This window comes from Nocardioides immobilis (assembly GCF_003515065.1).
Taxonomy (GTDB): domain Bacteria; phylum Actinomycetota; class Actinomycetes; order Propionibacteriales; family Nocardioidaceae; genus Nocardioides; species Nocardioides immobilis.
The window spans coordinates 563,499-574,762 of the sequence record NZ_QXGH01000009.1 but is presented as its reverse complement, the minus strand read 5'-3'; the positions used below and the strand labels follow the sequence as shown (position 1 = coordinate 574,762).

The following is an 11,264-nucleotide window of genomic DNA, read 5'->3' as shown; positions in this document are numbered from 1 at the left end:
ACCCATGTCCGACCACACACGGGGGGCTTCGCCCCCCGTGGGCCCCCCGACGACGGCTTCGACGCCGCGCGGAGAGCTCGCCGAGATCGTCGTCAACCTGGCGGCGATCCGGCACAACGTGCGCGTGCTGCGCGAGCTGATCGGGGTGCCGCTCATCGCCGTGGTGAAGGCCGACGGCTACGGCCACGGGATGGTCGAGGCCGCGCGGGCCGCCCGCGAGGGCGGCGCCGAGTGGCTCGCCGCCGCGACCGTCGCCGAGGCGCTCCAGCTGCGCGAGGCCGGGTACGCCGGCCCGCTGCTCTGCTGGCTGATGCTGCCCGGGACCGACCTCGAGCGCCCGGTCGAGGAAGGGATCGACCTCTCGGCGTACTCCGTCGCCGAGCTCGACGCCATCGCCGCCGCGGCCGAGACGGTCGGCCGACGCGCACGGGTGCAGCTCAAGGTCGACACCGGGCTCAACCGCGGCGGGGCCCCGCGCTCGAGCTGGTTGGACCTGTTCTCCCGCGCCCGTGCCGGGGAGCGCGACGGCACCTGGAAGATCACCGGACTCTGGTCGCACTTCGCCTGCAGCGACGAGCCCGCCCATCCGGCGAACGACCGTCAGGAGGAGGCCTTCCGCGCCGCCGTGGCGCTCGCGGAGGACTGCGGCCTGCGCCCCGAGCTGCTGCACCTGGCCAACTCCGCGGCTGCCGTGCTGCGGCCTTCTTCCCGCTTCGACGCCGTCCGCTGCGGCATCGCGGTCTTCGGGCTCGACCCGGCGCCCGGCAGCACGCCCGACCTGGGTCTGATCCCGGCGATGACGGTGCGCACCCGGCTGGCCCTCGTCAAGGAGCTCGCGCCCGGCGACGCCGTCTCCTACGGCCACCGCTGGGTCGCTGACCGGCCGACGACGGTCGGCCTGGTGCCGCTCGGGTACGGCGACGGCATCCCGCGCCACGCGTTCCACCCCGGGCCCGGCCCCAGCGCCGAGGTCGCGGTCGGCGGCAAGCGACGCCCGATCCGCGGCACGATCTGCATGGACCAGTTCATGGTCGACCTCGACGGTGAACCGGCCGGGATCGGCGACGAGGTCGTGCTCTTCGGGTCGGGGCCGGACGTGCCGACCGCGCAGGACTGGGCGGAGGCGTGCGGCACCATCAGCTACGAGATCGTCACCAGGATCGGAGGCCGGATGACCCGGAGGTACGTCGACAGCGAGGCCATGCCATGAGCAGCGTCCGCCGCCGCGTCGTCGGCTCGCTGGCCGGGGCGCTCGGCGTCGCGGCCGCCGGCGGTGCGATCACGATGGCCCGGCAGCAACGGTCGATCAGCCGCCGCGCCGGTGAGGAGGTGGCGTTCGGGTCGCTGCACTCGGCGCCGATCACCGTCGTCGCCGACGACGGGGTGCCGCTGCACGTCGAGATCGACGAGGTCGACGACGCCCGCTCCCTCGACCTCGGAGGCCGGCTGTTCAAGCGGGTCCGGGGCGCGGCCCCGCACGTCACCGTGGTGTTCGTGCATGGCTTCTGCCTCAACCTCGACTGCTGGCACTTCCAGCGCGCTGCCTACCGCAACCTGGTGCGCACGGTCTTCTACGACCAGCGGTCGCACGGGCGCTCCGGCAGGTCCGACCGCGAGCACTCGACCATCGAGCAGCTGGGCCTCGACCTCAAGGCGGTGATCGACGCCGCGGCGCCGGACGGCCCCATCGTCCTCGTCGGGCACTCGATGGGCGGGATGTCGATCGTGGCGCTGCTCGAGCAGTTCCCCGAGCTGATCGGCGACCGTGTCGTCGGCCTCGGCCTGATCTCCACCACCGCCGGCGGGCTGGACGTCAGCCGGATGCTGTTGCCGATGCTTCCCGCGCGGTTGAGCGGGCCGGTCACCCACCGGGCGGTCCGGACCCTCCACCGCGGTCACCGGCTGGTCGACAACGTCCGGCGCCTCGGCCGCACGGTCGCCACGGTGGCGACCGACCGCTACGCGTTCGGCGGCGACGTCCCGGCCGGCTACGTCGTGTTCGTCGACGAGATGTTGTCGGCCACGCCGTTCGAGGTGGTCGCCGACTTCTTCCCGCACTTCTCCAGCCTCGACAAGTTCCACGCCGTCGAGGCCCTCGGCGCGATCCCGACGTCGGTCATCTGCGGCACCGCCGACAAGCTCACGTCGATCGGCCACTCCCGCAAGCTGCACGACAGGGTCCCGGACTCCCGGCTGCTCGAGTGCGACGGGGCGGGGCACATGGTGATCTTCGAGCGGCACGACCTGGTCAACGCGGAGCTCGACCAGCTGATCACCGCGGCCACGACGGGGGCCCGGAGCCGGTGACCGATCCCAGGAGCGAGCCGGTGATCGAGGTCGTCGGCCCGGAGGCGGCGGACGTCGTACTGGATGTCGTGCGGACCGCCTTCGCCGATCGCGCACCGCTGGACCCGCCCACCGACGCGCTCGCCGAGACGGAGGAGAGCATCGCCGCCCGGCTGGCCGGGGGTGGCGGACTGGTCGCGCGGGTCGACGGCGTGGCCGCGGGTGCGGTGCTGCTCGATGCCGAGCCGGACGGGAGGACCGTGCACCTGCGCCGGTTCGGGCTCACGCCGGCCGCGCGCGGCCGAGGTGTCGCCGTGGCGCTGGTGCGCGCTGCGCTGCACGCCGCGAACGAGCTCGGCGACGGGCTGGCCGAGCGGGCGGTGGTGTTCTCCCGCGAGGAGCTGCCGCACACCGCCCGGTTCTGGCGGCAGCAGGGCTTCGCCGAGACCGGCCGGCGGCCGCCGTACGTCGAGATGTCCCGTGCGCTCCCGCACCGGTTCGCCGTACCGACCGCCGACGACATGCGGGCGCTCGCGGCGCGTGTCGCCCGGCAGCTGGTCGCCGGCGACGTCCTGGTGCTGAGCGGCGACCTCGGCGCCGGCAAGACCACGTTCACGCAGGGGCTCGGGACGGCGCTGCAGGTCCGCGGGGCCGTCACGTCGCCGACGTTCGTGATCTCGCGGGTGCACCCGTCGCTGGTCGGTGGCCCGGACCTCGTTCATGTCGATGCCTACCGGCTCGGCGGCGCCGCCGAGCTCGACGACCTCGACCTCGACACCGACCTGGACCATGCGGTCACGGTCGTGGAGTGGGGAGAGGGCCTGGCCGAGGACCTCGCCGACTCGCCGCTGGAGATCCGGATCCGTCGGGCCAGTGGTTCGGTCGTGGGCGGGTCCGAGGACTCGCGGACCGTCGAGCTGGACCCGCTCGGGGCACGCTGGCTCGGCGTCGACCTCCGGTCGTAGCCGACCGGTTGCCCGCGGACTGCGGACCCGTGAGCGGGGCCCGCTAGCCTCGACGCGTGCTGCTCGCGTTCGACACGTCTTCCCCGACCGTCACCGTCGCTGTGCACGACGGCACCGACGTGGTGGCGCAGCTGACGTCGGGCGAGACGATGCGGCACGGCGAGCAGCTGACGCCGCTCGTCGACGCGGCGCTCCGCGAGGTCGGGATCGGTCCGCGCGACCTGACAGCGATCGCGGTCGGCGTCGGCCCCGGGCCGTTCACCGGCCTGCGGGTGGGACTGGTCTCCGCGCGGACGATGGCCTACGCGTTGCAGATCCCCGTCTACGGCGCGTGCTCGCTCGACGTCCTCGCGGTCGAGGCGGTCGACACCGGGGCCGTCGCCGGCCCGTTCGTGGTCGCCAGCGACGCACGGCGGCGGGAGGTCTACCTCGCGGCGTACGACGACGCCGGCCTCCGGGTCTCCGGACCGGATGTCCAGCGGCCGGCCGACGTCGCGGAGTCCCTGCGCGCGCTCCCCGTCGTGGGCGAGGGTGCGGCGCTGTATCCCGACTTCTTCCCGGACGGCCGGGCGCCCCTGCGCCCCGCGGCCGGGTGGCTGGCGCGGTGCGTGGTGGAGGAGCGGGTCGAGCTGAGCGATCCCGAGCCGCTCTACCTCCGTCGCCCCGACGCGGAGATCCCGCGAGCGCCCAAGCCGGTCTCGTGACGCTGTCCGTCCGTCCCGCCGATCTGGGGGACGTGGACGCGATCGTCGACCTCGAGCTGGTCGCGTTCCCGCTCGACCCGTGGTCGGAGCCGCTCGTCGCAGAAGGCGTCGCGGGCCGGGTCCCGACCACCTCCTACCTGGTCGCCGAGCGGGGCTCGGTGTTCGTCGGGCATGCGGCCGTCAGCGTGGTGCAGGAGATCGCGGAGCTGCAGCGGATCGCGACGGTGACCACCGCACGCCGTACCGGCGTCGCCTCGGCACTCCTCGCCGCCGTCCACGACCACGCCGCCGCCTGCGGCGCGGAACGGCTGCTGCTCGAGGTCCGCGACGACAACGAGGCGGCACTGGCGTTCTACGCGGGCGCCGGGTTCGCCGAGATCGCGCGCCGGCCGCGGTACTACCGCGACGGCACCGACGCCGTCGTGCTCCAGCGGTTTGTGAGAATGGGCGAGTGACGACGACCGACGAACCGCTGGTGCTCGGGATCGAGACCTCCTGTGACGAGACCGGCGTCGGCATCGTCCGCGGTCACACGCTCCTGGCCGACGCGATCGCGAGCAGCGTCGACGAGCACGCCCGCTTCGGCGGCGTGGTGCCCGAGGTCGCCAGCCGCGCGCACCTGGAGGCGATGGTGCCGACCATCGAGCGTGCGTGTGAGACCGCCGGGATCGCGCTCCACGACGTCGACGCCATCGCGGTCACGAACGGGCCCGGACTCGCGGGGGCACTGCTCGTCGGCGTCGCCGCGGCGAAGTCGCTCGCGTTCTCGCTCGGCAAGCCGCTGTACGGCGTCAACCACCTCGCGGCGCACGTCGCCGTCGACCAGCTCGAGCACGGCCCGCTGCCGGAGCCGTGCCTGGCTCTGCTGGTGTCGGGCGGGCACTCGAGCCTGCTTCGGGTCACCGACGTCACCGGAGACATCGAGGCGATGGGCGCGACCATCGACGACGCCGCGGGGGAGGCGTTCGACAAGGTCGCCCGGCTGCTCGGCCTGCCGTTCCCCGGCGGCCCGCACATCGACCGGAGCGCGGCCTCGGGATCGTCGGTGGCCATCGACTTCCCGCGCGGGCTGACCAGTCGTCGCGACCTCGAGCGGCACCGGTTCGACTTCTCGTTCTCGGGGCTCAAGACCGCGGTCGCCCGTTGGGTCGAGGCTCGCGAGCGGTCGGGCGAGCCGGTACCGGTCGCCGACGTGGCTGCCTCCTTCCAGGAGGCGGTCTGCGACGTCCTGGTGCGCAAGGCGCTCGACGCCGCGTCCTCCGAGGGGATCGAGGACCTGCTCATCGGCGGCGGCGTCGCCGCCAACTCCCGGCTCCGCGCCATGGCCGAGGAGCGGGCGTCCGCGCTCGGGATCCGGGTGCGGGTCCCGCGGCCCGGGCTCTGCACCGACAACGGCGCCATGGTCGCCGCCCTGGGCTCGTCGATCGTCGGGCGGGGGCGCCCGCCGTCGTCGTACGACCTGCCGGCGGACTCGAGCCTGCCCGTCACCACCGTCCTCGCGGGCTGAGCACGTGGACCTTCCCGACCCGGAGTGGCGGCTGGTCCGGCCGGCGGCGGCGTGCGGGACCGGGGTGCTGCTGCTGGCCGGCTCGAGCGGACGGGTCGACGTGGACCGGGCGGAGCTGTTGGCGCGCCACGGCGCCACCGTTCTCGCGATCCGGTGGTTCGGCGGTCCCGGTCAGCAGACCGGGCCGTACGACGTACCGCTCGAGCTCGTCGTCGAAGCCCTCGATCTGCTCGCCCCGGAGTGCGACCGGCTCGCGATCGCCGGGACGTCCTTCGGGGCCGAGGCCGCGCTCCTCGTCGCCCCGCTCGACGATCGGGTGGCGGTCACGGTCGGGTTCACGCCGTCGGCGTACGTCTGGCCCGGGTACGGCGACGGCCGATGGACGTCGCACTGGACCTGGCAGAGCGCGCCGCTGCCGTACGTCCCGTTCCGCGACGACTGGACGCCGTCCTCCGACCCGCCCGCCTACCGCGGCTGGTACGCCGAGAGCCTGGCCGCTGCCGATCCCGCGGCCGTCGCCGCCGCGACGATCCCGGTGGAGCGGATCCGCGGGCGTGTGGTGCTGGTTGCCGGCGGGGACGACCAGGTGTGGCCCGCGGTCGACTTCGCCGGCGCCATCGCCGCCCGCCGTGACCAGCACGGCCTCCCCACCGAGGTCGTCACGGAACCCGACGCCGGGCACCGGCCGCTGCTCCCCGGAGAGACCGCCGTCAACGCCGGTCAGCGGATGCAGCGAGGCGGGACGGTCGAGGCGGACCAGGCGCTGGGCGCTCGCGCGTGGCCGGTCATCGCATCGGCGTTGGGGTTCCAGTCATCACCCGCACGCGACGGCGGTGGGTGACCGCCGGGCCGTTGAGCTTTCGAGGAGGCGTGGTCGCCGTCGTTGTGGGTTGCGGCACTTGGTCGCGCGCCAGGGAGGGCGCGGCGAGGTCTGGGGTGCTCGCTCGGGTTGCGGCCGGGGCAGGTACGGCGGGTGGTCGCGGTCGGCGGCCGGGCGCGCGGTGGTTGAGGTGCGACGAACGCACCGAGGAGCCTCGAAGCCACCCCTTGAGCGCGCCGATAGCCCCGCCGGTGGAACCAGGTGGCGGGGTGCGGGGCTCGGTGGCTACTCGTCGGGTGGATCGGCCGGGTCGGTCGGCGGCTCGGACGGCTGGGTGGTGCCGGGTCGGGGTGTGAGGTCGTAGGTGCCGGTGGGGTCGACCAGGTACAGCCCGCTGGGCAGGGTCCACAGGTAGGTGCCGGGTGAGAGGGTCCGGCAGGTCGCGAGTCCTGAGGTCTTGTACCGGTGGTGGCCTCGGCACTTCGGGTTCAGGTTGCACCGACACGTCGGTCCGCCCTGGGTGTGGGGGGCGTTGTGGTCGAGGTCGCAGCGTTCGGCGGGTCGGGTGCAGCAGGGGTAGGTGCAGTGGTGGTCGGCCAGCTCGACCTGGCGGCGGATCCGGTCCGGGATCTCGTAGGAGTCGACCGGCTGGTGACCGTTGAGGTCGATCACCGGCCGCACCAGCACGCTGGTGCCCGGGGTGCCCATCCATTCCTTGACCTGCTCCGGTGAGATCGGGGTGCGGGTGTTGGCGAACCGGCCGACCGCGCCGTCGGCCGTGTGGCCGATGGCGTCGTTGAGGTGGACGATCAGCTCGACCCTGCGGCCGGGGACGGTGCGGGTGATCTCCCCGGTGTCGGGGTCGACGACCTGGAGGTCGAGGGCGAGATCCTGGCGGGCGATCTCCCCGAGCGCGACCGACCGGCGCACGTCGAGGGAGTCCTCACAGCCGAGCTGGCCCAGCAGCTTCGCGCGGCGGGCGACCGCTGCTTCGAGGTCGAGGGCGTCGGCGATGTCGAGGGTCGCGGAGACCTCCGCGGTACCGTCGAACCCGACCCGGTCGAGATCGATGTCGACGTGCCGGGCCTCCTGGGCCGCCGTGCGCTTCTCCTCCGCCGCGGCCGGGTCGTAGCGGACCATGGCTTCCTCGACCAGCCGGTCGATCTGCGCCCAGGAGACCCCGTGGGCGATGGGGGCGAGCTGCCGGTCCACGAACCCCGCAGCATCGGCCGGGAGGGTGCGGGTGGTGTCGGCGAACCGCAGTGCCTTCCACACCGGCACCCGGCCCTCGAGGACCCGGGCCCAGGTCCTGGGGAGCCGGTAGGCCAGCTCCACCACCTGACCCACATACGCACGACCGGAGTCCAACGACCGCCCCAGGAGGGCGGAGAGCTCCATCACCGCGAAATCGCTGATCAACGGGGCACCGGGTCCGGCGACCGGAAGCCCGGTGTCCAGACCCCGCTCGGTGATCGTCGAAGCCTCCGCCCCGTCGGCCACCACATGCTCGGCAGCCCACTCGGCGATCCGACGGATCTTGGAGATCTCGTGCTCGGTGATCGCGGTCTGGTCGTCACGGATCCCGGCCAACAGCTCCCGCGAACGCGTCACCGGGACACCTTCGACGGCCTCGTCCGCCACCGGGGCGGAGAGGCCGAAGAGGGGCGCGGTCCCGAGATCCATACTGAACATTCAACACCCGACCACCGACACATCGAAACGCTCGGAACCCGCCTGTGGACAGGCGGTTCGTCAAGCTGGCCTGTGGACCACAAGTGGCTCGCCGGGCGAAGACAAGAACGCCGGCCGGCCGAGGAGGATCTCGGCCGACCGGCGCCACAGGGGCCCGAAGGCGTCAGTGCTGGATCAGCGTGAACGGGTGATCGACGTCCTCGCCCGCGATCGGCTCGCCGATCTCGGTGACGGAGCCGTCGGCGGCCATCGCCATCAGGTGCCAGTTCGCGCCGTCGTACGTCTCGAAGACGACCTGCCCGTCGGTCGACCAGGCCCACTGCGAGATGAAGCCGCCCTCGGGTGAGTACTGGCCGGTGGGGTTGCCGGTCCTGGCGTCGAGGACGGAGAGGGTCGGGATGCCGAGGCCGTCGTAGTAGCTCGGCAGGCCGATGACGTGCTTGCCGTCGGGCGAGATCTGGGCGGCCTCGAACTCACAGGTCTCCCAGAGGGGCTCGCTGCCGGGGTCCTTCAGGTCGACCAGTCCGCCGCAGGAGCCGGCGTCCTCGATCTTGTCGACGTAGGAGACCAGGTTGTCGCCCGACACGTCGCTGAACTCGACGACGAACGGCACCGGGTTGTCGTTGACGCCGTGGGAGTCGAACGTCTCCGGCTCACCGAGACCCGAGTTGAGGAAGACCTGGCAGCCGTCGACGTCCTCGTGGCAGTTCGGCCCACCGGTGACGGCGGCCACGGAGTAGGCGATCGTCTCGCCGGGAGCGGAGAGGTCGACGGTGCCGATCGACACCTCGTCCCCGTCCCAGGCGGTCATGACGACGCCCTCGGTGTCGACCCACGCGATCGTGGTGCCGGCCTCGTTGACCGCCACGGTGTAGGTGGTGTCGAACGTGTCGACGAGGCTGCCGTCGGCCGCGAACACGTCGGCGGCGGCGAACACCTCACCGTCGGGGCGGGTCGCGACCAGCTGGTCGTTCCAGATCACCGCGCTGTAGTAGTCCTTGTCGGGGAGGTCCACGGTGCCGCCGTCGGCCTGGTGCCAGACGCCGTCGACGACGTAGTCGAGGCCGGTCGGGTCGGCGGTCCCGGTGGGCTCGCTCGGCTCCGTGGTCTCAGTGGTGTCGCTGGGGGAGGTGGTCTCCGTCGGCTCGGAGGACGAGGTCGCCGGGTCCGAGGCTGCGGACGAGGTGCCGTCGCCGTCGTCGCCGCAGGCGACCGCGAGGAAGGCGAGCGGTGCGATCACCGCCGCGACGGCGATCCGGGGGTGGCGCTTGATGGTCATCGTTGTTCCTTGGAGGTCTGGAGGCGGTCATCGCGATCCCGGGAGGGGACGCTGTTCGGCCTGTCTGGCAGGAGGACGCGAAAGAGGCCGAAACGGTTGCAACGGACGGTCGCCATGGCAGGGGTACGGCGAACGCCGGCCGGTCCGAGGGGAACGGACCGGCCGGCGTTGCGGTGGTGTCGTCAGGGCGCGCCGACGATGGTGAACGGACTGCTCACGTCGTCGTTGTTGGCGATCGGGTCCGCGATCTCCTCGACCTCACCGCTGGGCGCCAGCGTCATGAGGTGCCACTGCGCGCCGTCCCACGTGTCGAAGAGCAGCTTGTTGTCGTCGGTCCAGGCCCAGGTCCCGATGTGACCGCCCTCCGGGGCGAACCGACCCGCCGTCTCGACACCAGTCCGTGCGTCGAGGATCGACAGCGACAAAGGCCCGGCACTGTCGCCCTGGCTGGGGATCGCGGCGACGTACTGCGCGTCGAGCGAGAACTGCTGCGGCTGGAAGTCGCAGTTGCGCCAGGCGTACCCGAAGGTCGGCAGGGCCGCGTCGAACACGCCGCCGCACGCGGTCAGGTCGTCCTTGACCTCGTCGATGACGGAGTACAGCCGCTGCCCCAGGTCGACGTCGAAGCACTTCGAGGCCGGTGCGCCGTCGAGGGAGCCGACGACGGTGTCCGAGCTCTGAGCGTCGGAGCATCCGCCGGCCACCCCGCTGTCGTTCACGAGGTAGCGGCACTCGTCGGAGCTGCAGTCGGGACCGCCCGAGATCGCCGCAACGGAGTAGGTGCCGCGATCCGGCGTGAGCCCGGTGTGCAGGACCTGCTGTGTGCCGTCGGGTGCCACGCTGACGAGGTCGCCGCCAGGCTCGATGTAGGCGAGGGTCTCGCCGGTCTCGTTGACGACAGGCGCGGAGACCACCGGAATCGTCTCGACGATCGTCCCTTCGTCGTCGATCACGTCGATGGCGGCCTCGGTCTCGCTCGTCGCGTAGTAGCCGACGAGCTGGCCGTTCCAGAGGACGGCGGGGTCGTAGAAGTCGTTGGGCAGGTCCACGGTGTCACCGTCGGCCTGGTGCCAGACGCCGCCGAGGACGTAGTCGCCGGGGATGCGGCTGGCCGACGTGGACGTCTCGGACCCGCCGGGCGGTGCGAAGTCCGGCTCCTTGCTGTTGGTGGTGTCACCCCCGTTGGTGAGCACGGCGATCGGCGTGACGATCGCGGCGACGCCGAGGATGCCGCCCGCGACCGCTGCTCGGCGGTTGCGGCGGATCGTGCGCGCCTTGCCCTTGACCGAGTTGAAGTCGAGCGGCGCCTCGTGGAGGTCACGGACGCGCGCGTCGAAGTCGCGGCTCATCGCTTCCTCCCAGGGGGCGTCGGAGCTGGTGGGATCGTTCGGGTTCTTGTTCATGACGCGGACTCCTCGCCGTAGCGGGGGTGGAGCTCGGCGGGCACGCGCTCGCGGAGAGCGGAGAGGGCCCGACTGCACTGGGACTTGACGGTGCCGATCGAGATGCCGAGCGCGTCGGCGACCTCGGCCTCGGACATCTGCTCGTAGTAGCGGAGGACCACGACCGACCGGGCCTTCGGAGGCAGGGTCTGCACGACCTGCCAGAGCTGGTCGTGGGTGCCGTCGTCGTACGCGTCGTGGTGCGGCGCGCCCTCGGGGACCTCGTCGGTGGCGTACTCGCGCTTCTTCCACGCCCGCCGCCACAGCGAGTTGTTCTCGTTGACCATGATCCGCCGGACGTACGCATCGACGGCGCCGCGATCGTGGACCTTGTCCCACGCGAGGTAGAGCTTGGCCAGCGACGTCTGGAGGACGTCCTCGGCCTGGTGGCGGTCGCCGGTGAGGAGGTACGCCGTGCGCAGCAGCGTCGGCTGCCGTACGGCGAGGTACTCGGTGAACTCAGCGTCCCGCTGTGCCTCGCGGTCCTTCCGGCTCATCAGCCCGCCCCTCGGGGTCGCGCCATCGTGCTCTCCTCGTCAACCAGCCCCGGTCGGGACTCTTGGTGGAAC

11 protein-coding genes are annotated in these 11,264 nt (G+C 72.5%); 7 read left to right on the top strand and 4 right to left on the bottom strand.

Annotation, left to right across the window (positions count from 1 at the left end):
- Positions 1-4 precede the first annotated feature (4 nt).
- The 7 genes from alr to D0Z08_RS03580 are packed head-to-tail and all read left to right on the top strand — an operon-like array spanning position 5 to position 6,303.
- On the top strand, positions 5-1,210 hold the full coding sequence (gene alr / locus D0Z08_RS03610) for an alanine racemase (protein ID WP_118922649.1): 1,206 nt from the start codon (positions 5-7) through the stop codon (positions 1,208-1,210).
- Positions 1,207-2,307, top strand: coding sequence for an alpha/beta fold hydrolase (locus D0Z08_RS03605; RefSeq protein ID WP_118922647.1), 1,101 nt, complete (start codon positions 1,207-1,209; stop codon positions 2,305-2,307). The genes alr and D0Z08_RS03605 overlap by 4 nt, the downstream gene beginning before the upstream one ends.
- A gap of 20 nt (positions 2,308-2,327) precedes the next feature.
- Positions 2,328-3,251, top strand: coding sequence for a tRNA (adenosine(37)-N6)-threonylcarbamoyltransferase complex ATPase subunit type 1 TsaE (gene tsaE / locus D0Z08_RS03600; RefSeq protein ID WP_118922645.1), 924 nt, complete (start codon positions 2,328-2,330; stop codon positions 3,249-3,251).
- A gap of 56 nt (positions 3,252-3,307) precedes the next feature.
- Positions 3,308-3,955, top strand: a complete 648-nt coding sequence (gene tsaB, locus D0Z08_RS03595) for a tRNA (adenosine(37)-N6)-threonylcarbamoyltransferase complex dimerization subunit type 1 TsaB (RefSeq protein WP_118922643.1) — start codon at positions 3,308-3,310, stop codon at positions 3,953-3,955.
- A complete protein-coding gene (gene rimI / locus D0Z08_RS03590) occupies positions 3,952-4,410 on the top strand; it encodes a ribosomal protein S18-alanine N-acetyltransferase (RefSeq protein WP_245993598.1) in 459 nt (152 codons plus the stop codon). Before tsaB ends, rimI begins: the two co-directional genes overlap by 4 nt.
- Positions 4,407-5,462 (top strand): tRNA (adenosine(37)-N6)-threonylcarbamoyltransferase complex transferase subunit TsaD, encoded by a 1,056-nt coding sequence (gene tsaD, locus D0Z08_RS03585; protein WP_118922641.1) that lies wholly within the window; start codon positions 4,407-4,409, stop codon positions 5,460-5,462. The genes rimI and tsaD overlap by 4 nt, the downstream gene beginning before the upstream one ends.
- 4 nt (positions 5,463-5,466) lie before the next feature.
- Positions 5,467-6,303, top strand: coding sequence for an acyl-CoA thioester hydrolase/BAAT C-terminal domain-containing protein (locus tag D0Z08_RS03580; protein WP_220453996.1), 837 nt, complete (start codon positions 5,467-5,469; stop codon positions 6,301-6,303).
- A gap of 264 nt (positions 6,304-6,567) precedes the next feature.
- Here D0Z08_RS03580 and D0Z08_RS03575 read toward each other — a convergent pair whose 3' ends face one another.
- The 4 genes from D0Z08_RS03575 to D0Z08_RS03560 all read right to left on the bottom strand — a co-directional run bounded on the left by D0Z08_RS03575 (position 6,568) and on the right by D0Z08_RS03560 (position 11,192).
- Positions 6,568-7,965 carry an HNH endonuclease signature motif containing protein gene (locus D0Z08_RS03575; protein WP_118922639.1) on the bottom strand — a complete coding sequence of 466 codons (1,398 nt, stop codon included), beginning with the start codon at positions 7,963-7,965 and terminating at the stop codon, positions 6,568-6,570.
- A gap of 172 nt (positions 7,966-8,137) precedes the next feature.
- A complete protein-coding gene (locus D0Z08_RS03570; RefSeq protein WP_118922637.1) occupies positions 8,138-9,253 on the bottom strand; it encodes a TolB-like translocation protein in 1,116 nt (371 codons plus the stop codon).
- Between the two features lie 182 nt (positions 9,254-9,435).
- On the bottom strand, positions 9,436-10,656 hold the full coding sequence (locus D0Z08_RS03565) for a hypothetical protein (RefSeq protein ID WP_118922635.1): 1,221 nt from the start codon (positions 10,654-10,656) through the stop codon (positions 9,436-9,438).
- Positions 10,653-11,192 carry a SigE family RNA polymerase sigma factor gene (locus D0Z08_RS03560; protein WP_118922633.1) on the bottom strand — a complete coding sequence of 180 codons (540 nt, stop codon included), beginning with the start codon at positions 11,190-11,192 and terminating at the stop codon, positions 10,653-10,655. Before D0Z08_RS03560 ends, D0Z08_RS03565 begins: the two co-directional genes overlap by 4 nt.
- Between the last annotated feature and the right edge of the window lie 72 nt (positions 11,193-11,264).